Genomic DNA, 25,527 nt, shown 5'->3' on the forward strand with positions numbered 1-25,527 from the left:
CCGACGCGCCGGTCCCGGCCTCCCGACCGCCGTACGCGGCGGGGGAGACCGGGACCGTGGAAAGGTGACCGGAAGGGCGGTGCGCTATCGGCCCGGGGGCGTCAGCGCGTGGCGGGGATCGACGGGCGCTCGTCGTCCGAGTCGGCGCCCTCGCCGCCGCGCACCCACACCGTGCGCTGCGGGAACGGCATCTCGATGCCCGCGGCGTCCAGGGCCTCCTTGACGCGGCGGCGCAGCTCACGCGTGACCGCCCACTGCTTCAGCGGGGACGTCTTCACGACGAGACGCACCACGACACCGTCGGGGCTGAGCGACTGCACACCCCACACCGACGGGTCCTCCAGCAGGACGTCCTTGAAGTCGGGGTTCTCGCGCAGCGCCAGACCCGTGTCCTCCAGGACCGTGAAGACCTTCTCCAGGTTCGAGTCGTACGCCACCGAGACGTCGAGGACCGCGCGGGCCCACTCCTGGCTGTCGTTGCGGACCCGCATGATCTCGCCGTTGCGGATGTGCCACAGGCCGCCGTTGAGGTCGCGCACCTGCGTCAGGCGCAGGCCGACGTGCTCGACCTCGCCGATCGCCTCGCCCAGGTCGACCGAGTCGCCCACGCCGTACTGGTCCTCGACCATGATCAGCATGCCGGCCAGGTAGTCCGCGACCAGGCTCTGGGCGCCGAAACCGATCGCGAGACCGACCACACCGGCGCTGGCCAGCAGCGGGCCGAGGGCGATGCCGATCTGGTCGAGCACCATGGCCAGGCCCATGACGGCGATGACGATGGTCACGATGGAGCTGAGCACCGAGCCGATCGTGCGGGCCCGCTGCTCACGGCGCTCGTCCGCACGCGACGGGTCGCGCTGCAGCACGGCGGGACCGCGGGTGGAGCGGCGCGGCTCGTCGCCGTTGTTCTGGAGTACGCGGTTCACGACGCGGGTGATGGCCCGCTGAGCGAGCTTCCGCAGCAGCATTGCGCCGAGCACGATCAGGACGATGCGCAGCGGGACGCCGACGAGCGTGCCCAGGTTGTCCTCCAACCACTGCGGAGCGGAGATCGCAGGGTTGTCGGTGCTGGCCAGGAGGTACGACGCGGACGCGTCGACGGATGACACGGGGAGGCTCCGTTCGATCGGTGACAGCGGTGCTTGAAGGGCGAACCTATTGACGGTGCTCCGTCGAGGTCAAAACTGTGGAGAGCGCGTGCGCACCCGGTGAACGGCAGGCGGACCCTGTTATTCCGCTCCGGCGGCGTTGTCAGTGGCGGCTGCGAGGCTGGGGCGCATGGACATGGACAGGGGAATGGACAGGGGTACGGGCAGGGGCATGGGCGGGGACGAGGAGCTGCTCCGCGGCCGCATCTACGGCCAGGACCACGACGACCCCCGCAGAGGCCCCCAACCCGGCCGCAGCTACGTGCAGTTGGTGGCCGGCCCGCTCGACGGACTGCTCCTGGACGTCACCGGCTGGACGCCGCAGGAGACCGCGAGCGGCGCCGCGCTCGAAACGGAGCTCGGCCGGTTCGGAGCGGGCGGCCGCGCCCTCTACGAGCCGCGTCCGGGCGACCCGGTGCGCTGGGACTGGTCGGGGGACGCCCGAGACACTCCGTGACACTCCATGACCGGGGGTGAGGCCGTGAGAGGGGCGAAGGGGTGAGGGGGGTGAGGAGAGCGAGGGGGCAGGCGGTCGGGCACGGCGCCGGTCGTGGTGCGGTGGCCGCCCGGGTGCAACATCATGAACTGGGCCCTGTCGTACGACCGGCCCGCCGCCGACCCGAGGCCGCAGCCGGGAGGAACGCGTCATGAAGGCACTGCAGTACCGCGCCGTGGGCACCGCACCCGAGGTCGTCACCGTCGCCGATCCCGAGCCCGGACCCGGACAGGTGCTGCTGAAGGTCACCGCGGCCGGCGTCTGCCACTCCGACATCGCCGTGATGAGCTGGCCCGCCGAGCAACTGCCCTTCCCGCTGCCCCTGACCCTCGGGCACGAGGGCGTCGGCACGGTCGCCGCGCTCGGCGAGGGCGTCACGGGCTTCGAGGTCGGCGACCCCGTCGCGGTGTACGGGCCGTGGGGCTGCGGGAGTTGCCGCATGTGCGCCCAGGGCAAGGAGAACTACTGCCTGCGCGCCGCCGAGCTCGGCATCCGCCCGCCCGGACTCGGCGCCCCCGGAGCCATCGCCGAGCACATGATCGTCGACAGCGCCCGGCACCTCGTACCGCTCGGCGGCCTCGACCCGGTGCAGGCCGTGCCGCTGACCGACGCCGGCCTGACCCCGTACCACGCGATCAAGCTGTCGCTGCCCAAGCTGCTGCCGGGCAGCACGGCCGTCGTCATCGGCACGGGTGGGCTCGGCCACGTCGCCATCCAGCTGCTGCGCGCCATGACCGCGGCGCGGGTCGTCGCCCTGGACGTGACCGAGGAGAAGCTCGCGCTCGCCCGCGACGTCGGCGCCCACGAGGCGGTCCTGTCCGACGCGTCCGCCGCGCAGGCCGTGCGCCGACTGACCGGCGGCAGGGGTGCGGAGGTCGTCCTCGACTTCGTGGGCGCCCCGCCGACGGTCGCCTCCGCGGGCGCGATGGTCGCGGTCGAGGGCGACGTGACGATCGTCGGCCTCGGCGGCGGCACCCTCCCGGTCGGCTTCGGCGCGGTGCCGTACGAGGCGAAGGTCTGCTCGCCGTACTGGGGCACCCGCGCCGAGCTCATCGAGGTCCTTGACCTGGCCCGCGCCGGTGCGGTCGATGTGCACGTGGAGACGTACAGCCTGGACGAGGCGCCGCGGGCGTACGAGCGGCTGCACGAAGGGAAGATCAACGGGCGGGCCGTGATCCTGCCCAACGGATGAGGCCCGCCCGGCGGTTGCGGGGTGGACCCGTGGGCAGGGGGGATTGTCAGTGGGGTCGTCTAGGTTTGCCGCATGGCCGAGTTCAAGGACTTCAACTTCAAGCTGATCGTGATCGAGCAGCTGATGTACATCGACGAGAAGCTCACCCCGCCCTTCGACCTGGGCGCCCACCTGCGCAGCCTCGGCATCGAGGACGACCCGTGGGAGTACGCCTACAAGAACGACCTGGCGTACAAGATGCTGCCCGAGGCCCGGAGTCACTTCGAGGCCCTGGAGATACCCGGCGAACTCCTCGCACAGGTCGAGGAGTTGTGCATGGACGGCGGCAACCAGGTCTACCAGGAGTGCTCGCCGGTGTGGGACGGCGAGGACGAGCTGTACGACGTGGCGTCGCTCGACGACCTGGTGCTGCTGCCCAACCTGAAGCGGGTCATCGGCTCGGAGTTCCTCGGGCCCGAGCTGTGCGGCGCGCTGGAGGCCAGGGGGATCGTGGCCGACTGACGGCCCGGTCGCGCCGCGCGGGGTGGGGCTAGACGCGGTCGAGGGGGCGGTGCGGTCCGGCGGGCAGTTCGGCCCTGATCGGATCGCCGGGCCGGACGGTTCCGCCTTCCCGGACGACGCCCATGATCCCGGCCTTGCGCACCAGGTTCCCGGACGCGTCACGCCCGACGACCTGCTTGAGCAGACCCTCCCGGAACGCGTCGATCTGCACGCACGGATTGCGCAGCCCCGTCACCTCCACCACGGCCGCCGCGCCGATGTGCAGCAGCGTGCCGGTCGGCAGGGCGAGCAGGTCGAGACCGCGCGTCGTGATGTTCTCGCCGAGGTCGCCGGGTGTCACGTCGAAGCCTGCCGCCCCGACCTCGGCGAACAACTCCTCGTGGATCAGGTGCACTTGGCGCAGATTCGGCCAGGTCGGGTCCTGCGCCATCCGGGAGCGGTGCTTCACGGTCACCCCGGCGTGCACGTCCCCTTCCACGCCGAGCCCGGCGAGCAGCGTGATGCTGCCCCGGTTGGGCTTCGTGAAGGAGTACGTGCTGTTGCTGCTCACGGCCGTGACCGCGCCGCCGTCCGTCATCGCTTCCCCCAGGCCTGTGTTCCCCGTATGCCCTGTCCCGTTCGCCCTGCCGAGCCTAGTGCGGTCCCCGCTCGGCCGCCTCGAAGAAGCGGACGATCCGCGGCAGCGCCTCCCGCATCGAGGCGTTGTGGTCCAGGTCGCCGACGTCCGTCAGTCGGTGCGGCGCGCCGTTCGCCGTCAACCGGCGGGCGCAGTACGCGGAATGGGAGAAGTCCACGTCCCGGTCGCCGCGGCCGTGGAACAGCTCCACCGGCACGCCGGGCCGCCAGTCGCAGGCGCGGTCGAGCGGCCGGAGCCGCTCCGCGAGAAGCCCGGTCGGCCTGCGCACCTTGGCGAGAAAGTCCTCGGTGAACAGATCCCGCGCGGCCCCCGGCAGCGCGCCCGCGATCTCCTCGGTGGTGTGGTGCCCGTCGAACAGCCCCTCCACGGTCCGGTCGTACGGCGGTCGGAACACGTCGGACGGGGAGCCGTAGAGCCCGTACGCCTTCTTCCAGGCGGTGGCGAAATAGGCCAGGTACAAGCCGGACTTGGAGATCTCGTCGTCCGCCGCGGCGGCTTCGAACGCCGACAGGTGGAAGGGGCCGCTGACCGGGGCGAGCGCGCCGGGCCGGAAGTACGGGTCGGCCCGCTCCTGCCCAAGTGCCCGCCCCACCAGCATCGTCGCGTGCCCGCCCTGCGAGAACCCGGAGACCTGCACGTCCCGGTGCAGCTCCCGGCCGGTCCGGTGGGCGAGGGTCCGTGCCGCCCGCAGCCCGTCGACCGCGGCCGCGACGGTGGCGCGCGGATCCCCGTACGGGTGGAAGCCCTCGCCCGTGCCGAGGCCCACGTAGTCGGGCGCCGACACCGCCCGGCCCGTGGAGGCGAGCAGGAGCGCGGCGAGCCGGTCGCCCGAGTCCGGGTTCACGGAGGCGACGTCCTTGCGGTACACGGTCGTGCCGTGCAGCCACGACACGGCGGTGAGCCGGCGCCGCTCGCTCCTCGGCAGAACAACCAGCTGGGAGGCGGTGGTCGGGGCCCCGGAGCTGTTGCGGGTGCGGTACGCGACCCGGTACGCCGTCACGCCGTGCCGGACCTGCCCGGCGTCGATCTTCCCGCGCAGCGCCTCGGCCACCTCGTCGGCACTGAGCACGGCCAGGACCTGCGCGGAGACTACGGCGCCGTCGGCGAGCGCGGTACGGGATTCCGTACGGGAAGCCGTGCGGGCTTCCGTACGGGAGGAGGCCGCGTTCGCCTCGGCAGGAGGGAGGGCGGTCAGGCTCCCGACGAGAGCGGCGACGGCCACGCATCGGGCCGAGGGGAACGGGTGCGGGCGCGTTGAAGTCATGGCCGGAGCCTGCCGGTCGGGGGCCGCACCGCGACATCCTGCCCGCCGCCGACCGCACCGGGGGTACGCCTCTCAGGGATCCCGTAGGGGACGGCGAGCTCCTGCGCCGGACACGCAATGCAGGTGCGTGCACGTCCGCCGGTGCCGCATCATGCCCGGGTGATCCTCATGCAGCCCGTACTGGAGATGCCCTGCACGGCCGGCTTCGACCTGTGGCCCGTGGCCGAGCTGCCGCCGTACGGGTTCCTGGCCCTCGGCGGTGGGCTCGGGCCCGGCGAGGTCGGGGCCGCAGTGCTGGCGATCGCCGCCGCCAACGACGTCGAACCCGAGCACGGCCGACTCCCGCGCCCGGACGACCCGTTGCGCGGGCTTCTGCACGGCCTGTTCACCGTGGACCCGCTGTTCGCCCCCGGCGGGCTGCGCGTCACGGACACGGCCACCGGCGTGACCCTCGTACCCGGGTGCTGCAACGGCCTCGACGAGCGCGGCGACTGGCGGACGATGCTCGACTGCGGCAGCGCGGGCTTCGGCCACGACCCGTCGCCGCTGGCTGAACGGCTGGGCGACACCGTCCGGTTGACCGTGGATGCCGAGGCCGACGACAGCCCTCGTATCGAACTCCCCGTCACACAGCTTCGAGAGCTGCTCGCGGGCGCGGAGAGCGACCTGCACGCGTTCCACGCGGTGGCGGGGGAGTGGGCGCGTGCCCAACTGCCCGACGTGGCACAGGAGTTGAGGGAAGCGATCGGCAAGGCCCTGGCCCTGCACTGACGACCCGACCCGGCAGCCCGCCCCCCGGCGGAACCGCCGTCCTCACCCCCGCAGCACCACCATCCGCTCCGTGGCCCGCGTCATCGCCACATAGCGGTCCACCGCGCCCGCCACGCCCCGGCCGAAGGAGTCCGGCTCCACGAGGACCACCAGGTCGAACTCCAGGCCCTTCGACAGCGACGGCGTCAGCGACCGCACACGCGGCCTCGGCTCGAACTCCGGGGCGCCGATGACACAGGCCACGCCCTCCGGGTGCGCGGCGAGCCAGTCGTCCAGAACCGAGTCGAGCTCGGCGACCGTGCCGTACGCGACGGGGATGCCGCTGCTGCGCACCGACGTCGGAACGTTCGCGTCCGGCAGGGCCTCGCGGATCACCGGCTCGGCGGCCGCCATCACCTCTTCCGGCGTGCGGTAGTTGATGCTCAGCGAGGCGATGTCGATCCGGTCGAAACCGACCCGCTCAAGCCGCTCCCGCCACGACTCGGTGAAGCCCTGCCGGGCCTGCGCGCGGTCGCCGACGATCGTGAAGCTCCGCGACGGGCAGCGCGCCAGCAGCATCTGCCACTCCGCGTCGGTCAGCTCCTGCGCCTCGTCCACCACCACATGCGCGAACGGCCCGGCCGGCACGTCGGGTTCGGCGGTCGGCAGCGCGCCCGCGTCGATCAGGCTGTCCTGCAGGTCCCGGCCGCGCAGCATCGTCACCGCGCCCTCACCGTCCGCGTCCGCCGCGATCACGTTCTCGACCACGCCGGCCATCCGCTCCCGCTCGGCCGCCACCGCCGCCTCGTGCCGGCGCCTGCGCCGCGACGCCTCCGGGTCGCCGAGCCGCTGCCGGGCCGCATCGAGCAGCGGCAGGTCCGACACCGTCCACGCCTGCGGCTCGGCCCGCTGCAGCCTGCGTACGTCGTCGCGCTCCAGCCACGGCGCGCACAGCCGCAGATACGCGGGCACCGACCACAAGTCGCCCACCAGATCGGCCGGTTCGAGCAGCGGCCACGCACGAGTCAGGGCGCCCACCAGCTCCCGGTCCTGCCGCAGCACCCGACGGAACTGCTCCTCCGGCACGTCGTCGTCCTGGCGGTCGTGCAGCAGCGCCACCAGCTCGTCCCAGATCACGTCCCGCGCCTCGTTGTGCGGCGTGCCCGGTGCGGGCGCGCGGAACGCCTCGGCCCAGTCGTCGGCGGTGAGGCGTACGTCGGTCCACGGCGTCGTCACCGTCATCGGCTCGGTCGGCGGCTCCTCGTAGAAGCGGACGGCCGTCTCGATCGCCCGCACCATGTCCGCGGACGACTTGAGCCGCGCCACCTCCGGATCGGCCTCCTCCGGCGCGCCCGCGCCCTCCGCGACGAGATCCCGCACCGTGCAGGTCCGCACGCCCTCCTCGCCGAGGCTCGGCAGCACGTCCGACACGTACGCGAGATACGGCTGGTGCGGCCCGACGAACAGCACACCTCCCCTGCGGTGGCCGAGCCGCGGGTCGGCGTAGAGCAGGTGCGCCGTGCGGTGCAGGGCGACCACCGTCTTGCCGGTGCCGGGCCCACCGTCCACGACCAGCGCGCCCCGCGAACCCGCCCGGATGATCGCGTCCTGGTCGGACTGGATGGTGGACAGCACGTCCCGCATCCGGTCCGACCGCCGGCCGCCGAGGCTCGCGATGAACGCGGACTGGTCGTCGAGCGCCGCATGCCCTTCGAGGCCCTCGGCGGTGAACACCTCGTCCCAGTAGTCGCTGATCCGCCCGCCCGACCAGCGGTAGCGGCGGCGGCTCACCAGTCCCATCGGGTCGGCGTGCGTCGCCGCGAAGAACGGCTCGGCGGCGGGGGAGCGCCAGTCCACGAGGAGCCGGCGCCCCGAGGAGTCGGTGAGGCCGAGCCGCCCGACGTACACGGGCTCCACGTCGCCCGCCCCGACGACGCGGCCCAGGCACAGGTCGAGCCCGAAGCGCCGCAGCGTACGGAGCCGACCGCTCAGGCGGCGCACCTGCACGTCCCGCTCCATCGCCTCCCGGCCCACGCCGCCCGGCGCCCGCAACTGCGCGTCGAGCTGCGCGGACAGCTCGGCCACCTGCTGCTCCAGGCTCTCCGCGACAGCGGCGAAGTGCTTCTCGTCGGCGGCGATCAGGACGGGGTCGGCCTTTGCGGCCAGGTTCTCCGGCAGGGCGAACACACCGGCGTTCAGTGGGGTCAAGTCAGCGGCTCCGATCAGCGCTCGCGCCCACGGAACGACCAGCGCGCACGCACGGCGTGACGCTCGTTTCCGCAGGTCGGGGAAGTAGGAGAGCGATTGTGCGGGACGAAGGGGGCCTTGCCGCAAGGCCCCCACTGCGCTATACGTTGAGAGTGGCAAGGAGCGGGCACAGCCCCCTTGCCGCCCCCACCCGGCCCCCGTCACCGGGCGTCCCCGCACTCCCGCACCGCTGCGGACCACTCCCCGCACCGCGAAGTCCCGTGCCCCCGCGAGAGACTGTGCCGACGACCGTGTCCGCACCGTCCCTCCCCGGAGGCGCCCCGATGCACGAGCCACCCGCCCTGCCCGAGCCGCCGTCCCCGCAGGCGCTGTTCCTCGACGCCTACGACGCGCTGCTCGACCGCTGGGGCCCCGGCGTCGAACGCCTCGACATCCCCACCTCCCACGGCACCACCCGCGTCAACGCCCTCGGCCCGCGCACCGCACCCCCGCTGCTCCTGCTGCCCGGCGGCGGAGACAGCTCGGCCTCGTGGTTCGCCAACGCCCCCGCCTGGGCCGAGACCCACCGCGTCCTCGCCGTCGACCTCGTCGGCGACACCGGCCGCAGCACGCCCGCCGACGGCCGCCGCATCGCCACCGTCGCCCAACTCGCCGACTGGCTGGTGCAGTTGCTCGAAGCCCTCGACGTACGCGACATCACCCTCGCGGGCCACTCGTACGGCGCCTGGATCGCCCTGCAGTACGCGCTCCACCAAGCCCGGAACCCACCAGGAGATCCCGCTGCGCCCCGCGTCGAACGGCTCGTCCTCCTCGACCCCACCGGCTGCTTCGCCGGGTACCGGCCGGCCTATCTGCTGCGCGCCCTCCCGATGCTGCTCGCGCCCAGCCCCGCCCGCGTACGGTCCTTCCTGCGCTGGGAGGGCGGCGGCGCCGCGTACGACCCCGACTGGCTGGCGCTGCAGGAGGCCGCCGCCGGGGTGCGGACGGCCCGCCCCGTCACCGGCCCCCGCCCCACCGCCGCGGCGCTGCGCACCCTCGACGCGCCCATGGCCCTCGTCTTCGCCGGAGCAGCCCGCCCGCACGACGCGCACAAGCTCGCCCGCACCGCCGCCCGGGCGCTGCCGCAGGCCGAGACCACCGTCGTCCCCGGGTGCGGACACCACGGTTTCCAGCACCTGGCGGGCCGTCAACTCAACGAATTGGTAAGGGAGTTCATGCGTAAGTGAGGCCCCGTTCAGGCGGAGCTGAGTAGTGTGTGCCGCTGTACTTCCCGGTAACGGACACCACGGGTGTCTCTTGAGGAGGAACAGCCATGGGGGAACGAAGAATTGCGCGGAGCAGGCGACGCGTCCTGATCCTGGTGAGCGGACTCGCCGCCCTGGTCGCGGGCGGCGCCGCGCTCACCGCACCGACCGCCGTCGGCGCCGGAACGACCGCGGCCACGTCCGCCTTCCCGGTCGCCGACCCCGACACGGTGCGGGCGGCCAACGGCACGTACGTCACGTACGGCACGACCGTGCCCGCCGGTCGCGGCAAGCGGTGCGAGGGCGCGACCGGCAAGCTGTACGTCCCGGTCCTCGTGCACGGCTCGGGCAACAGCGTCGGCCTCACCGACTGCGCGTCCGACGACGCCCTGCCCGGCGGGCCCGGGAGCTGGGCCGAGCCCGGCGGGGCGGTCTGGGCGCCCGGAGTGGTCCGGTACGGCGACCGGTACTTCATGTACTACACCGCCTCCCGCAAGGGCTCGGGCCAGAAGTGCATCGGCCGCGCGATCGCCTCCGACGCGCGCGGCCCGTTCCGCAACGCCGGGGGCTGGGCCTGCCCGCCGGGCGGCCGCTGGGCCATCGACGCCAACCCGTTCGTCAGCGGCAACACCATGTACGTGACGTACCGGGACGACGCCATCACCTCCGGCGCCGAGACCGGCCTGTCGACCGTGCGCACCGACAGCGAGGGCCGCGCCGTGTGGAGTTCGCGCCGGGACGTCCTCAAGAGCACCGACATCACCTGGGACACCCGCAAGAGCAACAGCTCCACACACGTCGTCGAGAACCCGTCGATGTGGCGCATGCCCGACAAACACTGGTACCTCATGTGGTCCGGCAACAACTGGGACAGCCCCCGGTACGCCACCGGCATCGCAGACTGCGGCACCACGCCACTGCCCGGCTCCCGCTGCAAACCCCTCCGGCGCGGCGTCGAGCGCCCGTACTTCGGCTACACCGGCGCCACCGGCATCAGCCCGTACAAGGGCCTGCCCGACAACCGGCGCGGGCCCGGCGGCATGGACGTGTTCAAGGCGGCCGACGGCAGCCCGCGCGTCGTCTGGCACTGGTGGGACGGCACCCTCCGCCGCCCCATGACGGGCAGCCTCACCCGGGGCGCGGACGGCTTCACCGTCCGCTGAGCCGTACCGCCCACTCGTACCGCCCACTTGTACCGCTGACCCGTACCGCCGAGCCGTAAGGGAAAGCCATGAACCCCACGGAAGCCATCAACCGCAGACGGGCCCTCGCCCTCGCCGGGGGCGCGCTCCTCGGGACCGCCGGCGCGCTCGCCGCAGGCGGACGCGCGGACGCCGCCGGCGCGTGGCAGCGTCTCGTCGTCGTCACCGCCAACATCGGACGCGACCGCCTCGACCGCCGCGAACAGGCCATCAGGGACGTACGGCGCGCCGTCACCGTCGACGGCCGCCTCGCCAAGCCGCTCGTCGGCTGGCAGGAGATCGGCGAGGGCGACGCCGACGGCCGCGAACCCCGCTGGATCGACCAGCACTTCGGCACCGCCTACCGCAACCTCTACACGTACGACAGCACAGCGCACCGCGTGCCCATGTCCGTCCCGAAGACGTACGACGTCGTGGACCGGCGGGTCACGCGGGTGCACGGCGGGAAGGACGGGGTGTCGCCGCACCGGGTGATCACGCAGGCGCTGCTGCAGCACGCCGACGACCCGAAGCTGCGGTTCGTCTTCGCCAACACCCACTACGTCGCGGGCGCCTGGAACGGCCGGGAGGACCCGCACGAGGCCTGGCGCGACGACATGTGGCGGCGACACTTCCGCGCGCACCGCGACGACGTGATCGGGCACTGGCGTTCCCGCGGTCTGCCCGTCGTCTGGACCGGCGACGTCAACCGCACCCCGATGCCGCTGCTCCTGCCGAACCACGAGAAGCGCGCCTTCGCCCGCGGCATCGACCAGATCGGCTGGGTGCCCGGCACCAACGGCACGCAGATCAGGCTGAGTTGGACGAAGACCGTGCCGATGCACGTCGACGGACACGACGCCCGTGTGGCCGTCCTGCAGATCCGCCGCGCCTGACCGCACGGACCCGGGGACGAACGCGACGCGCCCCGGACCGGGTCGACTCCCGGGCCGGGGCGCGTCGTTCACGCCATGACGGACGGTCAGGCGCCGCTGGCGTCCAGCATGTCCTCGCGCTCGACGATCTTCACGCGCTCGCGGCCCTGCGGCTCACCGAGCGCCTTCTCCGCGGCGTCGAGCTTGTACCAGCCCTCCCACGTCGTGTACCGGATGCCGCGCTCGCCGAGGAACGCCTCGACGGCCTCGGGCGCCGGGGACTCGGGCGTCTGCAGCCGGCCCTCCGCGTGGTCCTCGAGCAGGTTGGCGATGGTCTCGTTGGCGTCGCCCTTGGTGTGGCCGATGAGCCCGACGGGACCGCGCCGGATCCAGCCCGTGACGTACGTGGACGACATGTGCGCGCCGCCCTCCTCGATGACCCGGCCGCCCTCGTCGGGAACGGTGCCGGTCGCGACGTCCCAGGGCAGCTTGGGCAGCTCGTCGGAGAGGTAGCCGACGGCGCGGTAGACGGCCTGGACGTCCCAGTCCGTGTGCGTGCCGGTGCCCTTGACGTTGCCCGTGCCGTCGAGCTCGGTGCGCTCGGTGCGCAGGCCGACGACCTTGCCGTCCTCGCCGAGGATCTCCACCGGCGACTCGAAGAAGTGCAGGAACAGCTTGTGCGGGCGGTCGCCGACGTCGCGGATCGCCCAGTTCTCCAGGGTCTTGGCGACCATGTCGGTCTGCTTGTTCTTGCGGCGCTCCGCGATCGAGCCCTCGTCGTAGTCGATGTCCTCGGGGTTGACGATGACCTCGATGTTCGGCGAGTGGTCCAGCTCGCGCAGCTCCATCGGGGAGAACTTCGCCTGCGCCGGGCCGCGGCGGCCGAAGACGTGGATCTCCTTGGCGCGGTTGGCCTTCAGGCCCTCGTACACGTTCGGCGGGATCTCGGTCGGCAGCAGCTCCTCGGCGGTCTTGGCGAGGATGCGCGCGATGTCGAGGGCGACGTTGCCGACACCGAGGACGGCGACCTTCTCGGCGGACAGGTCCCAGGTGCGGGTCACGTCCGGGTGGCCGTCGTACCAGGACGCGAAGTCCGCGGCGCCGAGCGAGCCGTCGAGGTCGACGCCGGGGATGCGCAGCTCGCGGTCGGCCATGGCGCCGGTCGAGAAGACCACGGCGTCGTAGAAGGAGCGCAGGTCGTCGAGGTGGACGTCGGTGCCGTAGTCCACGTTGCCGAAGAGGCGGACCTGCGGCTTGTCCAGGACCTGGTGGAGGGCGGTGACGATGCCCTTGATCCGGGGGTGGTCGGGGGCGACGCCGTAGCGGATCAGGCCGAAGGGGGCCGGCATGCGCTCGAAGAGGTCGATGGACACCCCCGGTTCGGCAGCCGCCGCGGACTTCAGCAGAGCGTCGGCGGCGTAGATGCCGGCGGGACCGGCTCCGACAATGGCTACCCGCAGAGGGCGCGGCATGTTCAGGTTCCCTTCGAGTGATGGCTGGTACTCGAGGAGAAATCCTAAAGTAAGGCAAGCCTAAGTCGGTAGGCGGGTCGGGTTTATGAGGTCATAAGGCAGAGTTATGCCTTTGCCAAGCATGACTTTGGGGCCCGGAAGCGTTCACCCTAGCCGCCCGCCGGTCGTCCTCCGTGCGGGGTACGGCGGCCCGGGTGGGGTTCAGCTGCCTGCGCGGGCGTCGATCTCCGCGACGAGGGCCTCGATGCGGCGCCGGATCTCGTCCCGGATCGGCCGCACGGACGCGACGCCCTTGCCCGCCGGGTCCTCCAACTCCCAGTCCAGGTACGTCTTGCCGGGGAACACCGGGCAGGCGTCGCCGCAGCCCATCGTGATCACGTAGTCCGAGGCCTGCACGGCCTGGGTCGTCAGCACCTTCGGCTCGGCCGCCGAGATGTCGACGCCCACCTCCGCCATCGCCTCGACGGCGGCCGGGTTGACCCGGTCGCCCGGCAGGGAACCGGCCGAGCGGACCTCGACCCGGTCGCCCGCGAGATGCGCGAGGAAGCCGGCGGCCATCTGCGACCGCCCGGCGTTGTGGACGCAGACGAACAGCACGGAGGCGAGCGGGGCGGAGGTCATGGGCTGTTCCTTTACGGGGGCTGCACTGGTACCGGTGGTCGAGGTCAGTGGCGACTGACATCACCGGCGCGTGATGTGAAAGTATCAGTCCATGATGACGTCAGTCGACGCTGACCTGATCCGGGTCCTGGCCGACCCGCTCAGGCTGCAGATCGTGACCCTGCTCGCCCGCGAGACGCTGTGCACCACGCACCTCGTCGAGGAGACCGGCGCCCGGCAGACCAACCTCTCCAACCATCTGAGAGTGCTGCGCGAGGCCGGCTTCGTGGACACCGAGCCGTGCGGCCGCTTCACGTACTACCGGCTCCGCCCCGACGTCGTCGCCCAACTCGCGGGCCAGTTCGCCGAGTTGGCCGAGACCGCCCGTACCGCCGCCGACAACAAGAGGGCCTGTCCGTGACCCGCACCGAACCGCTCCCGACGACCGCCGCCGAAGAATCCTCGGTCGTCGCCAAGCTGTCGACCCTCGACCGCTTCCTCGCCGTCTGGATCCTGCTCGCCATGGCCGTCGGCCTCGGCCTCGGCCGCATGGTCCCCGGCCTGAACGACGCGCTCGCCGCGGTGGAGCTGGGCGGCATCTCGCTGCCGATCGCCGTCGGCCTGTTGATCATGATGTACCCGGTCCTGGCCAAGGTCCGCTACGACAAGCTCGACGCGGTCACCGGCGACCGCAAGCTGATGGTGTCGTCGCTCGTCATCAACTGGATCGTGGGTCCGGCGGTCATGTTCGCCCTGGCCTGGATCTTCCTGCCGGACCTGCCCGAGTACCGCACGGGCCTGATCATCGTGGGCCTCGCCCGCTGCATCGCCATGGTGATCATCTGGAACGACCTGGCCTGCGGCGACCGCGAGGCCGCCGCCGTCCTCGTCGCCCTGAACTCGGTCTTCCAGGTTCTGGCCTTCGGCCTCCTCGGCTGGTTCTACCTCGACCTGCTGCCGCAGTGGCTCGGCCTCGGCGACGGGCAGGGCCTGGACGTCCCGGTCTGGCACATCGCCCTGAACGTGATCGTCTTCCTCGGCGTCCCGCTCCTCGCCGGCTTCCTCACCCGCCGCATCGGCGAACGCCGACTCGGCCGTGAGGCGTACGAGCGGACGTTCCTGCCGAAGATCGGCCCCTGGGCGCTCTACGGGCTGCTGTTCACGATCGTCGTCCTCTTCGCCCTGCAGGGCCGGACGATCACCTCGCAGCCGCTCGACGTGGCCCGGATCGCGCTCCCGCTGCTCGTCTACTTCGGCCTGATGTTCTTCGGCACGTTCCTGCTCGGCAAGGTCATCGGCCTGACCTACGAGCGCGCCACGACGCTCGCGTTCACGGCCGCCGGGAACAACTTCGAGCTGGCCATCGCCGTCGCCATCGCGACCTTCGGCGTCACGTCCGGACAGGCCCTGTCCGGCGTCGTCGGCCCGCTCATCGAGGTCCCGGTCCTGATCGCCCTCGTGTACGTGGCCCTCGCCTGGCGCAAGAGCTTCCCCGCGCAGGCCTGAGGGCGCACACGCACGGCGGCACACCTCTGTTCCCGGTCCGTTCCAGGCTCCGGCCCTGTTTCGATGAGTGTCTATCTTGACGTACGTCGAAACAGGTGCCAGCCTGGCCGTACAAGACATCGACATACGTCGAAACAGAGGAGTCGCCGTGCACGCGCCCACCGCCCCCGTCACCGCCCTGCCCGTCCTGGTCGTCGGGGCGGGCCCCGTCGGACTGGCCGCCGCGGCCCAGTTCGTCGAGCGCGGCCTCGAACCGCTCGTCCTGGAACAGGGCCCGGCCGCGGGCGCCGCCGTCCGTGAGTGGGCCCACGTCCGCCTCTTCTCCACCTGGGGCGAACTCACCGACGAGGCCGCCGAGAAGCTCCTCGCCCCCACCGGCTGGACCCGCCCCGACCCCGGCACGTACCCGACCGGCGGCGACTGGGCCGAGCAGTATCTGCAGCCGCTCGCCGACGCCCTCGGCGACCGCGTCCGCTACGGCGCCCGCGTCACCGGCATCTCCCGCGCGGGCCGCGACCGGATCGTCGACGCAGACCGCGAACAGCAGCCGTTCCTCGTGCAGTTCCGCACCGCCGACGGCGGCGAGGAGCAGGTCCGCGTCCGCGCCGTCGTCGACGCCTCCGGCACCTGGGCCACGCCCTCGCCGGCCGGTGCGAGCGGACTGCCCGCACTCGGCGAGCACGCCGCCGCCGACCGCATCGCCTACCGCGTCCCCGACCTCGACGACCCGGCCGTCCGCGCCCGGTACGCGGGCCGCCGCACCGCGGTCCTCGGCTCCGGCACCTCCGCGTTCACCGCGCTCGCGGGCCTCGCCGACCTCGCGAAGTCGGACGACGGCGCAGGCACCCGAGCGGTGTGGATCCTGCGGCGCGGCCTGTCCGGCAGCACGTACGGGGGCGGCGAGGCCGACCAGCTGCCCGCCCGCGGCGCACTCGGCCTCGCCGCGAAGGCCGCCGTCGACGAGGGGCACGCCGAGGCCGTCACCGGCTTCCGCACCGAGGCCGTCGAACGCGCCGCCGACGGCCGGCTGGTCCTGGTGGGCGAGGACGGGCGGCAGCTGGAACCGGTCGACGAGGTCATCGTCCTGACCGGTTTCCGCCCCGACCTCTCCTTCCTCTCCGAGCTCCGCCTCGACCTCGACGTACGCCTCCAGGCCCCCGTCGCCCTCGCCCCGCTCATCGACCCCAACCAGCACTCCTGCGGCACCGTCTACCCGCACGGCCGGCGCGAGCTGTCCCACCCCGAGCAGGGCGTCCACCTCGTCGGCATGAAGTCGTACGGCCGCGCCCCGACGTTCCTCGCCCTCACCGGGTACGAGCAGGTCCGCTCGGTCGCCGCCGCGCTCGCCGGTGACCTCGACTCGGCGGACCGCGTCGAGCTCACGCTGCCGGAGACGGGCGTGTGTAGCGGGGGCGGCCTCCCGGGGCTCCCCGTGCTCACCGAGGGCGGGGGCGGCGGCTGCTGCTAGGCGGCGGGCGCCGAGCCGCCGGGTGCGCAAGCGGGGCCCTGCGCCCGGGAGTTGGCGTACGGGCCGCGGGGGGAACGCGTTGTCACTCGGATGGTGCGTTCCCCGCCGCGTACGCCCGTCGTTGGGGGTGTGTGCGTAACAACAGTCACGTGGCGACCAGTCACGCCGCGACCGAGAACTCCCGACCGCCGGGCTGCACTTGCGGGGCGACGGCGGCGGGCGAGGCCGGAGCCGAGGCCGCCGGAATTCCCGTACTCGCGGATCTGCTCCAGGCGTTGGACCGCCTGAAGAACGATTTCGAGGAGCGCCTCGTGGACATCGCCCCGACGGGCCGGGAGGAGGAGCCGAAGGCGTATGCGACGTCCGACCCGTCCGACCTCCTGAAGCCTTTCGCGGATCTGCGTCCCGCACGCCTGGGAAACAGTTCGAGAAACCACAAGAAACGTTTCTGCGCACGGCGGTTGGACATCTCCCTGGATTCCTTCGGGGGAGGGGTGCGGGTCGTACGGGCGACGGAGCCCACGGGGACTACGGGCCGGGCCGCGCGTGCGGACTGACGCCGTCCGCCGGGAGGAACCCGGTCCGCTGCAGGGCCCGGCGGGCGGCGAGAAACCCGGCGACACGGAAGGCGCGCGGGCGGGACCCGAAGGTGTCGGCACGCATTCCGGTGAGCACGACACGCACGGCGAGGGCCAACTCCGGCTCAAGCTCCCGGAATTGCTCCCGCATTCCGTCGGCGACGGCGGCGCGGAATCCGGGAACGTCCGCGGCGGGCTCGTAATCGACGACCAATTCGTCCGCGACGACGAATGCGAACCCCTCGCTCCCGGCCGGCTCGAAATCCGCGGTGATGTCGGCGAATTGGGGCGCGCAGTTCATCTTCCGATGCAGTACGCGCACACCGCGAACCGGATACGGCGGGAAGCGGGGGAACGGCGAGGTCATACGGGAACGGTACCGGGGTGGGGGAGGGGAGCGGGTCGTCACGGGCACGATGCTGAGCTGGTGTTCCGGCGCTGCCCCCCCGCTGCGGAGACGGCTCCGGCGCAGGAACGCCAATCTGTCGGCCTTCACGGTCGACGTCCTGGCCATCTGCCCCTCCCGGTCGTCTTTCACCTGCGACACCGTCGTGGCTTGTCGCGCAGTTCCCCGCGCCCCTGGGGGCGAGCCCCGGAACGCCGGACCGCTTACGCTCCCTCCATGACCGCACACTGGGGGGCCACCCGTGCCTGGGTGGAGAAGCAACTGGCCGGATCCGGCGAGCGCATCGAACACGTCGTACGGCTGCGCGGCGGCTGGTCGTCCGAGATGCGGCGGCTCGACGTCGCCGGGCCGGGCGGCCTACGGGCCCTCGTGCTGCGGTCGTTCGTGAAGCCCTTCTACCTACGGCACGCCGAAGGGCTGCTGGAGCGTGAGGCGGCCGTGCTGCGGCTGCTGCGGTCGCGGGCCGAACTCGTCCCCGCCGCCGAGCCGTTGGCCGTCGACGCGACCGCGCGCCACTGCGACCACCCCTCCCTCCTCATGACCCTGCTGCCCGGCACGATCCGGCTGGACGACCGACATGCCGACGCCCGGGCCGAGTTGCTCGCCCGCCAGCTCGTCCGTATCCACCGGATCGACGGCCTGCCCGAGGAGCCACGGCCGCGTACGTACCAGGCCTGGACCTCGCCCGAGCGCGTACGCGTCCCCGAGCGCACCGCGTGCCCCGAGGTGTGGCGGCGGGCCGTGGACGTCATCCGGCGCCGACCGCCCGCGTACCGGGGGACGTTCCTGCACCGCGACTTCCACCCCGGGAACGTGCTGTTCACCGGCGACGGGCCGGACAGGGCAGAGGGGCCGGACAGGGCAGAGGGGGCGGACAGGGCAGGCAGGCCCGGCAGGGCTCGCGGGCTGCGGATCAGCGGCGTCGTCGACTGGGTCGAGACCTCCTGGGGGCCCGCCGACCTCGACGTCGCCCACTGTGCGACCGCCCTCGCGCTGCTGCACGGCGTCCCGGCGGGCCTCGCCTTCGCCGACCGGTACGAAGCTGCGGGCGGCCGGCTCGACCCCGACCCGGCAGCGCACCTCTACTGGCGGCTCCTCGACGCCCTCGCCTTCGCGCCCGACGCCGAGAAGGTCGCCGTACCGTGGCGTGAGGTCGGGAGGGACGACCTCACGCCGGAACTGCTGACCCGCCGCCTGGAGGGCTACGTGCAGGCGCTCCTCGGGCGGTACGGGACGGTCACGGGCTGACCGAGCGCCAGATGCGGTCCGGCAGCGCCGCGACGGCCGCGTCCAGGTCGACGTCCCCGACCGAGATCCAGCGGCGCGCGACCGCCACGACCGGACCGAGCACCAGCGACTCGATCAACTGCTCCGGCAGCGGCGCGAGTTGACCGCCCGTCACATACGACTGCACCCACTCGGCGATCGGCGAGAGCCGTGCCTCCTGCGCGTCGCGTACCTTCTCGATGTTCTCCATGCCGTACCGGTCGACGGTCGTCGAGTGCAGCAGCCGCGCCGCGTCCGGATGCGTACGGACGAAACCCAGGTACGCGTGCACGACCCGCTCGACGCCCGCACGCGCGTCCTCCGCCTGCGTGAGGGCCGTGACCAGCTCCCCGAGGAGCCGGCCGAGCCAGCGCTCCGCGAGGGCGATCACCACGCCGTGCATGCTGCCGAAATGGTGGTAGACGCTGCCCGAACTCACCCCGCTGGTCCGGGTGACCGCCTCCACCGTCAGCCCCGCCTCGCCCGACGAGGAGTAGATCCGCAGCGCGGCGTCAAGGACCTGCTCGACGGTTGCTTCTCCACGCTTCTGCTTCGGGCTCATCGTTGGCGGCGTCCTCGGGGTGGTGGCGGGCGAGTGGACGGGTACGGCACGGTTTCGGGTGGGACGGTTGCGACACGATGTGCGCCGCAACCGAAGCCTAGAGGACCCTTTCCGGAGAGGTTTGTGCAGGAACGGGCGGCCGGGGCGGGATCCGGTCAACTGCCGTGCCCGAACTGGCCAGTTGTCGGCCGACGGGTCGGCCGCGGCGTGGCGGGAACCGCACACTGCGAGGAAGTGCTGTTGTCCCGCCGACAGCGGAGGACGACCATGAGTGACCTCGACGACGTCGCGCCGCGGCTGCTGCGGAGGCTGGAGAGCCGCAACCTCTTCCTCCGCACGCCCGAGCCCGCCCCCGCCGACCCGCCGCACCAGACGGTGATCCAGGTGTGCTGGCAGCCCGCGCGGGAGGACGGCCAAGGGGTGCTGCCCGTAGGTCACATGGTCCGCACCCGCTACCGGCGCGGCGTCCTCGGCCGCATCGTCGAGTACTGGGCCGCCCACGCGAGCACCGACCCCCGCACCTCCGGCCGCCGCACCGAGGTCGCGGCCCGCCTGCACGACATCAACGACGCCCTCGGCGCGGTCCTCGACCACATCCACCCCCGGTACAGCTGAGCCGAAGCCGCATGCCAGGGTGGCGCCATGGCGGACTGGCAGGCGCGGAGCCCCGAACTGTGGGCGTGGCTCGGATCGCTGCAGTACGGCGACATCCTGACCGGCACGGTCGCCGCGATCGAACGGTACGGGGTCTTCGTGAACCTGGACGACGGCCCTCGCCACCCGGTGTTCCCCGGCGTCGGCTTCATCACCGTCCCCGAACTGTCCTGGCGGCACCTCACCGCGCTCACCGACGTCGTCGCCGTCGGACAGCAGGTGACGTGCGCCTTCCTGCAGTTCGACACCCACAACGCCGAGGCGAGGCTCTCCCTCCGCGCCCTCCTGCCCGACCCGTTCCGCGCCTTCGCGTACCGCGCCGAACGCGCCGAACCCGGCCGGGTGCTGCACGGGACCGTCGACAAGGTGGCGAAGATCGGGGTGTTCGTCGAGGTCGGGGACGGCGTCGTCGGGCTGGTGCCGCGCGCGGAGTACGCGGACGGGGAGCTGGCCGCGCTCAGGGCCGGGGACGTCGCGCCGGTCGTCGTCGGCCACGTCGACCGGGACCGGCGCAGGGTGCTGCTCACCCGGTGGGCCGCCGCCGATGAGTTCCGGGCGCCCGGGCGGTCTACCCCCTGAGGCCCGCTCCGCGCACCGGCGGCCGGGCCCGGACCGAGCGAGCGCCGCCCCGGAGGAACCCCATGACTGGCAAGGCACTGCCCACCGTCGTCGACGCCGAGACCTGGCAGCGGGAGCTGGACGCGCTGCGGGCCAGGGAGAAGGCCGCGACCCGGGAGCTCGACGCGATCGCCGCCCAGCGGCGCCGGCTCCCCATGGTCGAGATGCCCGACTACACCCTGCGGGGCGAGGAGGGCCCGGTGAAGCTCGCCGAGATCTTCGGGGACAAGTCCCAGCTGATCGTCTACAACCACATGTGGTTCCCGGACAAGGAGTGGCAGTGCCCGGGCTGCACCGGCTTCACCTCCCAGTTCACCCGGCAGGAGTTCCTCGCCGCGTACGACGCCCGCTTCGTGATCGTCACCCAGGGCCCGATCGACGAGGCCCTCGCGTACAAGCGCCGCGTCGGCAACGAACTGCCCTGGTACTCGACCGCCGACAGCCCCTTCGGCTCCGACGTGGGCGCGCCTCCCGGCGGCGGCTTCGCGATCAACGTGTTCCTGCGCGACGGCGACACCGTCTACCGCACCTGGCACACCAACGGCCGCGGCACCGAGCAGCTCAGCCACACCTTCGCCCTGATCGACACGCTGCCGTACGGCCGTCAGGAGGAGTGGCAGGACGTCCCCGACGGCTGGCCCCAGTCCCCGACGTACAGCCGCTGGCCCAGCTCCAAGGAGATCGCCGCGTGGTACGGCACCGAGGCGTGAGCGCGCCCGCCGCCTGACGTCGGATCAGACCCGCGGGACCAGGGCGCGGGCCGCCTCCCGTGCGGAGGCGAGGGCCGAGTCGTGGTCCGCGCCGCGCAGGCCGAGGACCACGCGTGTGCTCAACCCGTCGAGCAGTGCGAGGAGTTGGGTGGACACCGCCGCAGGGTCGTGCGCCGCGAAGCGGCCCTGGCGGACTCCGCGTTCGAGCAGGGCCGCCAGGTCGTCCTGCCAGCCCGCGTCCAGCTCGTCCTGCGCCTCGCGCAACGACGTGTCCGCCGTCGTGCGCGCCCACAGCTCGACCCAGAGCATCCACCGCGGATCACGCGGCCCCACCGGCAGATACAGCTCCAGGAACCGGTCCAGCTTCCGGTCGGCCGGAACCCGGCGGGCCAGCAGCGCGCGCCGCTCCTCCGCGAGACGGCCCTCGCTCCAGCGCAGCGCCTCCAGGAAGATCCGGTCCTTGCTGCCGAAGTAGTACAGGATGTGGCCGCCGCTCATCCCCAGGCGGCGGCCGAGCGACGCCATCGTCAGCTCCGCCAGGCCGTGTTCGGCCACGGCCGCCACGACCTCCGCCAGCATCCGCTCCGGCGACGGCCGCCCGTCCCGCTCCCGCGCCCGCACCGACACCGGGGGTCCCTCCTGCCGTACGACCAACGTCTCTGTCCGTCGACCTTATCGGCGCCGCGCCGGGTCTTGACGTGCGCGGTCGCGCCCTCCATCTTGAATGGCGTTCCATAAGTTTGAACAGCGTTCAAGGATGTTCAGGATTCCGGAGAGGTTCACCGATGGAGAGCACCGCCGCCGCGCCCCGCCCCGCCGATCTCGTCGTGCGCGGAGCCCGTGTCCACACCGTCGACCCGGCACTGCCCGAGGCGCAGGCCATGGCCGTGGCCGACGGGCGGATCGTCTGGCTCGGGGACGACGCGGACGCAGGCGCGTGGACCGGGCCCGGCACCCGCGTGCTCGACGCGGCGGGCAAGCTGGTCCTGCCCGGGTTCATCGACGCCCACAACCACGTGCGGCTCGGCTCCGACGACGCCAGCGCCCAACTCGCGGGCGCCGACACCCTCGACGAGGTGCACGCGCGGCTCACCGCCTGGCGCGCGGCCCACCCCGACGCCGAGTGGATCGAGGGCGAGGCCTTCGACTACGCGGCCCTCGGCGGCGGCAGGCTCCCCACCGCCGCCGACCTCGACCCGGTCACCGGCGACACCCCGGCCTTCGTCCTCAGCTACGACGTCCACACCGCCTGGCTCAACACCGCCGCCCTGCGCCGCCTCGGCATCGACGGCGACCGCACGGACCTGCCCTTCGGTACCGCGCACACGGACCCGGAGACCGGCCGACCCACCGGCCTCGTCAAGGACTTCGCCGTGAAGGGCCTCTCCCGCGACGGGCACCGGGCCCTGCAGAAGCTCGGCGTGCCCTGGGCCTCCGTCGAGCGGCAGTACCGACGGCTCGTCAAGTCCCTGGACGACGCGATCGGTTACGGCATCACCACGGTCGTCGAACCGCAGAACTCCCTCGACGACCTCGCCCTGTTCGAGCGGGCCCGCGCCGAGGGGCGGCTCGCCTCGCGCCTCGTCGCCGCCCTGTTCCACCCGCGCGGCACGACCGCCGCCGACCTGGACGACTTCGCCGCGGCGGCCCGGCAGTACGCGGACGACCGGCTGCGCGTCGGCCCGCTCAAGCTGTACATCGACGACGTGGTGGAGCCGCGCACCGCCGCACTCCTCGAACCGTACGCGGGCTGCCGCCACCACCGCGGGGACACGTACTACCCGCCCGAGGAGTTCGCCGAGCTGCTGGCCCGCCTGGACGCGCGCGGCTTCCAGTGCTTCGTGCACGCCACCGGCGACCGGGGCATCCGCGTCGCCCTCGACGCCTTCGCACACGCCCGCCGGGTCAACGGGGAGCGGGACTCCCGCCACCAGATCGTGCACGTCGAATGCCTCGACCCCGCCGACACCGCCCGGTTCGCCGAGCTCGGCGTGGTCGCTTGCATGCAGCCGCGGCACTGCGCCCCGGACGTCGCCGGGCCCGGCAAGGACTGGGCGGAGAACGTCGGGCCCGAGCGGTGGACCAAGGCCTGGCCGATGCGCAGCCTGCACGCGGCGGGCGCCCGGCTCGCGTTCTCCAGCGACTGGAACGTCGCCGAGATGGACCCGATGACCGGCATCTACACCGCCGTCACGCGCCGCCCGCTCACCGGCGGCGAGCCGTGGATGCCGGAGGAGACCGTCGACGTCGAGACGGCCGTGCACGGCTACACGATGGGCTCCGCGTACGCCAACTTCCTCGAGCACGAACGGGGTTCGCTGACCGTCGGCAAGGCGGCGGACTTCGTCGTCCTGTCCCGCGACATCCTGCGCGTGCCGGCCGAGGACATCCCCGGCACGGTCGCGGAGACCGTCGTCGTGGCCGGGGAGGTCGTGCACGCCCGCTGAGGACGACAGAATCGGGACGGTGAACCCCTCCCGCAGCACGCCCCCGGACCTGGCCGACCTCCTGCACGGCGCCGGACTCGTCGTGCCCGAGGAGCAGGCCGGGGCCGGGGACCTCACGCTGTCCGACGTGTGGGAGCCGCTGCGCGACGACGCGTGGGACGAGGCGCTCGGACTCCTGGAGGAACTCGCCGCCGCGCCCCCGCTCCCGTACGCCTTCTGGCGCGACCTCGCCACCGCCGCCGAGCAGCTGCGCCTGCCGCGCAGCACGGCCTGGTGCCACTGGCGCGCGGGCGAGGCACGGCACGGGACAGTACGGGCCGACCTCACGCTCGACGCAGGCTCCCGGCGGCGAACTCACGTGCCGGGGGCGGGAGTTCTGCGCCCGATGTGGGACACGGGGCGGCGGACCGACGACGGTGAGCCGGTGCTCGACATCGCCGCACTGTGGATCGAGAACGTGCCGTCCCTGCCCCCGGGCGGGCGGGCCACGGTCCGCCTGGCCCCCCTCGCCCCCGCCCGCTGGCGGCACCTGCGGCCCGGCCAGGAGATCACCCTCTACGAGACCCGCGAGGCCGGAGGAACGGCCGTACTCCTCGACGTGCGCATCCCGCCGGAGCCGGAAGACGCCGGGTAGCCCGCTGTGCGCTCGCCGCCCCGGGGCGGTCGGGAGGACGATGGAAGGGACGCCGCCAGGCGGATCCGGCACGGCCGGTGCCGGGACGCGTGCGTCGAAGGGAGGTGTGTGATCCATGGCGCAGTTCATGGACGTCCACCACGGCATGCAGGGCCTCACGGCCGACCAGCTGAAGGCGGCCCACCAGGCCGACCTCGCCATCGAGAAGGAAGAGGGCGTCCACTTCGAGAAGGCCTGGGCCGACCCCAGCTCGGGCACGGTCTACTGCCTCTCCGAGGGCCCCTCGGCCGAAGCGGTCCAGCGCGTGCACGAACGTGCCGGTCACAAGGCCGACGAGATCCACCCGGTCCCGCTCACCGTGTGAGCGCGCCCGGCGCGAGCACGGGAACAGGCCCCGACCACCGACGGCCATCCGGGAGCACACCCGGGTGGCCGTGCCCGTGCCCGTGCGGTGGGCGGGCCGCCGCTCACGCCCCCGTGACCACCCGCATGAACACCGCCGGTTCCGAGCCGTCGTTGCGGTACGCGTAGTCCTGGTCGCTGGCGATGACCGCGCTCTGCCCGGCCGCGACGACCTGCGGCCCCGTCGCGAGGACCAGCGTGAGCCGGCCCGCCAGGACGTGGTGGATCTCCTGCGCGCCCGCCCGGTCCGGCTCGGCGTCGTACCGCCCGCCGGGCGCCAGCGTCCAGCGCCACAGCTCCGCGCGCGGCTGCCGGGTCGCACCGAGGAGCAGGGCCCGGCTGCCGTCGACCGCCTCCCAGACGACCGTCCCCTCGACCTTCGGGCCCGCCGGGTCGGCCGCCGGCAGGGCGAGCGCGGCGAAGTCGGTGTCGAGGGCGCGGGCGATCCGGTCGACGGTCGCGAGGCTCGGGTTGGCCTGGCCCAGCTCGACGTCCGTGAGCATCCGGCGGCTGATCCCCGCCGCGTCCGCGAGGCGCTGCACGCTCCAGGCGCGCTCCTTGCGCAGGGCGCGGATGCGGTCGCCGATACGGGTGACGAACTGCTGCGTGGCGTGGCTGTCGCCGCCGGACCCGATGCTCATGGCTGAGCAGTTTAGTGCGCAAGATCATTGCCCCGTACGCCGAGTGAGCAATATATTGCGCATACCT

28 protein-coding genes are annotated in these 25,527 nt (G+C 72.8%); 18 read left to right on the forward strand and 10 right to left on the reverse strand.

Annotated features, from left to right (window positions below):
• Positions 1 to 101: 101 nt before the first annotated feature.
• Positions 102 to 1,109 carry a mechanosensitive ion channel family protein gene (locus tag ACIDOF_RS20860; RefSeq protein ID WP_409007474.1) on the reverse strand — a complete coding sequence of 336 codons (1,008 nt, stop codon included), beginning with the start codon at positions 1,107 to 1,109 and terminating at the stop codon, positions 102 to 104.
• Between the two features lie 211 nt (positions 1,110 to 1,320).
• Between ACIDOF_RS20860 and ACIDOF_RS20865 the strand changes: the two genes are divergently transcribed.
• The 3 genes from ACIDOF_RS20865 (at position 1,321) to ACIDOF_RS20875 (ending at position 3,337) form a co-directional block, all read left to right on the forward strand.
• Positions 1,321 to 1,605 carry a hypothetical protein gene (locus ACIDOF_RS20865; protein ID WP_409007517.1) on the forward strand — a complete coding sequence of 95 codons (285 nt, stop codon included), beginning with the start codon at positions 1,321 to 1,323 and terminating at the stop codon, positions 1,603 to 1,605.
• Positions 1,606 to 1,795: 190 nt separating this feature from the next.
• Positions 1,796 to 2,836 (forward strand): NAD(P)-dependent alcohol dehydrogenase, encoded by a 1,041-nt coding sequence (locus ACIDOF_RS20870; RefSeq protein WP_409007475.1) that lies wholly within the window; start codon positions 1,796 to 1,798, stop codon positions 2,834 to 2,836.
• A 72-nt stretch (positions 2,837 to 2,908) separates the two neighbouring features.
• A complete protein-coding gene (locus ACIDOF_RS20875) occupies positions 2,909 to 3,337 on the forward strand; it encodes a DUF6892 domain-containing protein (RefSeq protein ID WP_409007476.1) in 429 nt (142 codons plus the stop codon).
• Positions 3,338 to 3,365: 28 nt separating this feature from the next.
• On the opposite strand, the gene ACIDOF_RS20880 is transcribed toward ACIDOF_RS20875, so the two are convergent.
• On the reverse strand, positions 3,366 to 3,914 hold the full coding sequence (locus ACIDOF_RS20880; RefSeq protein WP_409007477.1) for an MOSC domain-containing protein: 549 nt from the start codon (positions 3,912 to 3,914) through the stop codon (positions 3,366 to 3,368).
• Positions 3,915 to 3,969: 55 nt separating this feature from the next.
• Positions 3,970 to 5,238 (reverse strand): hypothetical protein, encoded by a 1,269-nt coding sequence (locus ACIDOF_RS20885; RefSeq protein WP_409007478.1) that lies wholly within the window; start codon positions 5,236 to 5,238, stop codon positions 3,970 to 3,972.
• Between the two features lie 168 nt (positions 5,239 to 5,406).
• Between ACIDOF_RS20885 and ACIDOF_RS20890 the strand changes: the two genes are divergently transcribed.
• The gene (locus ACIDOF_RS20890) at positions 5,407 to 6,009 is read left to right on the forward strand and encodes a hypothetical protein (protein WP_409007518.1); all 603 of its coding nucleotides are present in this window, start codon (positions 5,407 to 5,409) and stop codon (positions 6,007 to 6,009) included.
• 42 nt (positions 6,010 to 6,051) lie between these two features.
• On the opposite strand, the gene helR is transcribed toward ACIDOF_RS20890, so the two are convergent.
• Positions 6,052 to 8,196, reverse strand: coding sequence for an RNA polymerase recycling motor ATPase HelR (gene helR / locus ACIDOF_RS20895; RefSeq protein ID WP_409007479.1), 2,145 nt, complete (start codon positions 8,194 to 8,196; stop codon positions 6,052 to 6,054).
• Between the two features lie 323 nt (positions 8,197 to 8,519).
• Between helR and ACIDOF_RS20900 the strand changes: the two genes are divergently transcribed.
• The 3 genes from ACIDOF_RS20900 to ACIDOF_RS20910 all read left to right on the forward strand — a co-directional run bounded on the left by ACIDOF_RS20900 (position 8,520) and on the right by ACIDOF_RS20910 (position 11,517).
• The gene (locus tag ACIDOF_RS20900) at positions 8,520 to 9,422 is read left to right on the forward strand and encodes an alpha/beta fold hydrolase (protein WP_409007480.1); all 903 of its coding nucleotides are present in this window, start codon (positions 8,520 to 8,522) and stop codon (positions 9,420 to 9,422) included.
• An 86-nt stretch (positions 9,423 to 9,508) separates the two neighbouring features.
• Positions 9,509 to 10,603 (forward strand): family 43 glycosylhydrolase, encoded by a 1,095-nt coding sequence (locus ACIDOF_RS20905; RefSeq protein ID WP_409007481.1) that lies wholly within the window; start codon positions 9,509 to 9,511, stop codon positions 10,601 to 10,603.
• A gap of 68 nt (positions 10,604 to 10,671) precedes the next feature.
• Positions 10,672 to 11,517, forward strand: coding sequence for a hypothetical protein (locus tag ACIDOF_RS20910; protein WP_409007482.1), 846 nt, complete (start codon positions 10,672 to 10,674; stop codon positions 11,515 to 11,517).
• An 86-nt stretch (positions 11,518 to 11,603) separates the two neighbouring features.
• On the opposite strand, the gene ACIDOF_RS20915 is transcribed toward ACIDOF_RS20910, so the two are convergent.
• Together ACIDOF_RS20915 and ACIDOF_RS20920 are read right to left on the reverse strand one after the other, a co-directional pair.
• Positions 11,604 to 12,968 (reverse strand): FAD-dependent oxidoreductase, encoded by a 1,365-nt coding sequence (locus ACIDOF_RS20915; RefSeq protein WP_409007483.1) that lies wholly within the window; start codon positions 12,966 to 12,968, stop codon positions 11,604 to 11,606.
• Between the two features lie 201 nt (positions 12,969 to 13,169).
• Positions 13,170 to 13,589, reverse strand: coding sequence for an arsenate reductase ArsC (locus tag ACIDOF_RS20920; protein ID WP_409007484.1), 420 nt, complete (start codon positions 13,587 to 13,589; stop codon positions 13,170 to 13,172).
• 91 nt (positions 13,590 to 13,680) lie between these two features.
• Between ACIDOF_RS20920 and ACIDOF_RS20925 the strand changes: the two genes are divergently transcribed.
• From ACIDOF_RS20925 to ACIDOF_RS20940, 4 genes are all read left to right on the forward strand, one after another.
• Positions 13,681 to 13,989, forward strand: a complete 309-nt coding sequence (locus ACIDOF_RS20925) for an ArsR/SmtB family transcription factor (protein WP_409007485.1) — start codon at positions 13,681 to 13,683, stop codon at positions 13,987 to 13,989.
• Positions 13,986 to 15,074 (forward strand): ACR3 family arsenite efflux transporter, encoded by a 1,089-nt coding sequence (arsB, locus tag ACIDOF_RS20930; RefSeq protein ID WP_409007486.1) that lies wholly within the window; start codon positions 13,986 to 13,988, stop codon positions 15,072 to 15,074. Before ACIDOF_RS20925 ends, arsB begins: the two co-directional genes overlap by 4 nt.
• Positions 15,075 to 15,222: 148 nt before the next feature.
• Positions 15,223 to 16,542, forward strand: a complete 1,320-nt coding sequence (locus ACIDOF_RS20935) for an NAD(P)-binding domain-containing protein (RefSeq protein WP_409007487.1) — start codon at positions 15,223 to 15,225, stop codon at positions 16,540 to 16,542.
• 149 nt (positions 16,543 to 16,691) lie between these two features.
• Positions 16,692 to 17,099 carry a hypothetical protein gene (locus ACIDOF_RS20940; RefSeq protein ID WP_409007488.1) on the forward strand — a complete coding sequence of 136 codons (408 nt, stop codon included), beginning with the start codon at positions 16,692 to 16,694 and terminating at the stop codon, positions 17,097 to 17,099.
• Here the strand turns inward: ACIDOF_RS20940 and ACIDOF_RS20945 are convergent.
• The gene (locus ACIDOF_RS20945) at positions 17,071 to 17,487 is read right to left on the reverse strand and encodes a hypothetical protein (RefSeq protein WP_409007489.1); all 417 of its coding nucleotides are present in this window, start codon (positions 17,485 to 17,487) and stop codon (positions 17,071 to 17,073) included. The two genes, ACIDOF_RS20940 and ACIDOF_RS20945, sit on opposite strands and share 29 nt — an antisense overlap.
• Positions 17,488 to 17,742: 255 nt before the next feature.
• Between ACIDOF_RS20945 and ACIDOF_RS20950 the strand changes: the two genes are divergently transcribed.
• Positions 17,743 to 18,774 carry a phosphotransferase family protein gene (locus ACIDOF_RS20950; protein WP_409007490.1) on the forward strand — a complete coding sequence of 344 codons (1,032 nt, stop codon included), beginning with the start codon at positions 17,743 to 17,745 and terminating at the stop codon, positions 18,772 to 18,774.
• Here the strand turns inward: ACIDOF_RS20950 and ACIDOF_RS20955 are convergent.
• Positions 18,764 to 19,354 carry a TetR/AcrR family transcriptional regulator gene (locus ACIDOF_RS20955; protein WP_409007491.1) on the reverse strand — a complete coding sequence of 197 codons (591 nt, stop codon included), beginning with the start codon at positions 19,352 to 19,354 and terminating at the stop codon, positions 18,764 to 18,766. The genes ACIDOF_RS20950 and ACIDOF_RS20955 overlap by 11 nt on opposite strands.
• A gap of 267 nt (positions 19,355 to 19,621) precedes the next feature.
• Between ACIDOF_RS20955 and ACIDOF_RS20960 the strand changes: the two genes are divergently transcribed.
• The 3 genes from ACIDOF_RS20960 (at position 19,622) to ACIDOF_RS20970 (ending at position 21,336) form a co-directional block, all read left to right on the forward strand.
• The gene (locus tag ACIDOF_RS20960) at positions 19,622 to 19,969 is read left to right on the forward strand and encodes a hypothetical protein (protein ID WP_409007492.1); all 348 of its coding nucleotides are present in this window, start codon (positions 19,622 to 19,624) and stop codon (positions 19,967 to 19,969) included.
• A 27-nt stretch (positions 19,970 to 19,996) separates the two neighbouring features.
• Positions 19,997 to 20,587 carry a S1 RNA-binding domain-containing protein gene (locus tag ACIDOF_RS20965; protein ID WP_409007493.1) on the forward strand — a complete coding sequence of 197 codons (591 nt, stop codon included), beginning with the start codon at positions 19,997 to 19,999 and terminating at the stop codon, positions 20,585 to 20,587.
• A 62-nt stretch (positions 20,588 to 20,649) separates the two neighbouring features.
• Positions 20,650 to 21,336: a DUF899 domain-containing protein gene (locus ACIDOF_RS20970; RefSeq protein WP_409007494.1), complete on the forward strand. Its 687-nt coding sequence runs from the start codon at positions 20,650 to 20,652 to the stop codon at positions 21,334 to 21,336.
• Positions 21,337 to 21,360: 24 nt separating this feature from the next.
• Here ACIDOF_RS20970 and ACIDOF_RS20975 read toward each other — a convergent pair whose 3' ends face one another.
• Positions 21,361 to 21,963: a TetR family transcriptional regulator C-terminal domain-containing protein gene (locus ACIDOF_RS20975; RefSeq protein WP_409007495.1), complete on the reverse strand. Its 603-nt coding sequence runs from the start codon at positions 21,961 to 21,963 to the stop codon at positions 21,361 to 21,363.
• Positions 21,964 to 22,121: 158 nt separating this feature from the next.
• On the opposite strand from ACIDOF_RS20975, the gene ACIDOF_RS20980 reads away from it, so the two are divergent.
• The 3 genes from ACIDOF_RS20980 to ACIDOF_RS20990 all read left to right on the forward strand — a co-directional run bounded on the left by ACIDOF_RS20980 (position 22,122) and on the right by ACIDOF_RS20990 (position 24,781).
• Complete coding sequence (locus ACIDOF_RS20980; RefSeq protein WP_409007496.1) at positions 22,122 to 23,783, forward strand: amidohydrolase; 1,662 nt, start codon at positions 22,122 to 22,124, stop codon at positions 23,781 to 23,783.
• A 19-nt stretch (positions 23,784 to 23,802) separates the two neighbouring features.
• Positions 23,803 to 24,417 carry a hypothetical protein gene (locus ACIDOF_RS20985; protein WP_409007497.1) on the forward strand — a complete coding sequence of 205 codons (615 nt, stop codon included), beginning with the start codon at positions 23,803 to 23,805 and terminating at the stop codon, positions 24,415 to 24,417.
• A 115-nt stretch (positions 24,418 to 24,532) separates the two neighbouring features.
• Positions 24,533 to 24,781 carry an SCO4226 family nickel-binding protein gene (locus tag ACIDOF_RS20990; protein ID WP_409007498.1) on the forward strand — a complete coding sequence of 83 codons (249 nt, stop codon included), beginning with the start codon at positions 24,533 to 24,535 and terminating at the stop codon, positions 24,779 to 24,781.
• Between the two features lie 103 nt (positions 24,782 to 24,884).
• On the opposite strand, the gene ACIDOF_RS20995 is transcribed toward ACIDOF_RS20990, so the two are convergent.
• Positions 24,885 to 25,460 (reverse strand): helix-turn-helix domain-containing protein, encoded by a 576-nt coding sequence (locus tag ACIDOF_RS20995; RefSeq protein WP_409007499.1) that lies wholly within the window; start codon positions 25,458 to 25,460, stop codon positions 24,885 to 24,887.
• Positions 25,461 to 25,527 lie beyond the last annotated feature (67 nt).

This window comes from Streptomyces sp. Da 82-17, from assembly GCF_046098215.1.
GTDB lineage: Bacteria > Actinomycetota > Actinomycetes > Streptomycetales > Streptomycetaceae > Streptomyces.

Coding starts and splice junctions, on each gene's coding strand:
- ACIDOF_RS20865 (WP_409007517.1), top strand. CDS start 1,321: ATGGGCGGGGACGAGGAGCTGCTCCGCGGCCGCATCTACGGCCAGGAC.
- ACIDOF_RS20870 (WP_409007475.1), top strand. CDS start 1,796: ATGAAGGCACTGCAGTACCGCGCCGTGGGCACCGCACCCGAGGTCGTC.
- ACIDOF_RS20875 (WP_409007476.1), top strand. CDS start 2,909: ATGGCCGAGTTCAAGGACTTCAACTTCAAGCTGATCGTGATCGAGCAG.
- ACIDOF_RS20880 (WP_409007477.1), bottom strand. CDS start 3,914: ATGACGGACGGCGGCGCGGTCACGGCCGTGAGCAGCAACAGCACGTAC.
- ACIDOF_RS20885 (WP_409007478.1), bottom strand. CDS start 5,238: ATGACTTCAACGCGCCCGCACCCGTTCCCCTCGGCCCGATGCGTGGCC.
- ACIDOF_RS20890 (WP_409007518.1), top strand. CDS start 5,407: ATGCAGCCCGTACTGGAGATGCCCTGCACGGCCGGCTTCGACCTGTGG.
- ACIDOF_RS20900 (WP_409007480.1), top strand. CDS start 8,520: ATGCACGAGCCACCCGCCCTGCCCGAGCCGCCGTCCCCGCAGGCGCTG.
- ACIDOF_RS20905 (WP_409007481.1), top strand. CDS start 9,509: ATGGGGGAACGAAGAATTGCGCGGAGCAGGCGACGCGTCCTGATCCTG.
- ACIDOF_RS20910 (WP_409007482.1), top strand. CDS start 10,672: ATGAACCCCACGGAAGCCATCAACCGCAGACGGGCCCTCGCCCTCGCC.
- ACIDOF_RS20915 (WP_409007483.1), bottom strand. CDS start 12,968: ATGCCGCGCCCTCTGCGGGTAGCCATTGTCGGAGCCGGTCCCGCCGGC.
- ACIDOF_RS20920 (WP_409007484.1), bottom strand. CDS start 13,589: ATGACCTCCGCCCCGCTCGCCTCCGTGCTGTTCGTCTGCGTCCACAAC.
- ACIDOF_RS20925 (WP_409007485.1), top strand. CDS start 13,681: ATGATGACGTCAGTCGACGCTGACCTGATCCGGGTCCTGGCCGACCCG.
- ACIDOF_RS20945 (WP_409007489.1), bottom strand. CDS start 17,487: ATGACCTCGCCGTTCCCCCGCTTCCCGCCGTATCCGGTTCGCGGTGTG.
- ACIDOF_RS20950 (WP_409007490.1), top strand. CDS start 17,743: ATGACCGCACACTGGGGGGCCACCCGTGCCTGGGTGGAGAAGCAACTG.
- ACIDOF_RS20955 (WP_409007491.1), bottom strand. CDS start 19,354: ATGAGCCCGAAGCAGAAGCGTGGAGAAGCAACCGTCGAGCAGGTCCTT.
- ACIDOF_RS20960 (WP_409007492.1), top strand. CDS start 19,622: ATGAGTGACCTCGACGACGTCGCGCCGCGGCTGCTGCGGAGGCTGGAG.
- ACIDOF_RS20965 (WP_409007493.1), top strand. CDS start 19,997: ATGGCGGACTGGCAGGCGCGGAGCCCCGAACTGTGGGCGTGGCTCGGA.
- ACIDOF_RS20970 (WP_409007494.1), top strand. CDS start 20,650: ATGACTGGCAAGGCACTGCCCACCGTCGTCGACGCCGAGACCTGGCAG.
- ACIDOF_RS20980 (WP_409007496.1), top strand. CDS start 22,122: ATGGAGAGCACCGCCGCCGCGCCCCGCCCCGCCGATCTCGTCGTGCGC.
- ACIDOF_RS20990 (WP_409007498.1), top strand. CDS start 24,533: ATGGCGCAGTTCATGGACGTCCACCACGGCATGCAGGGCCTCACGGCC.
- ACIDOF_RS20995 (WP_409007499.1), bottom strand. CDS start 25,460: ATGAGCATCGGGTCCGGCGGCGACAGCCACGCCACGCAGCAGTTCGTC.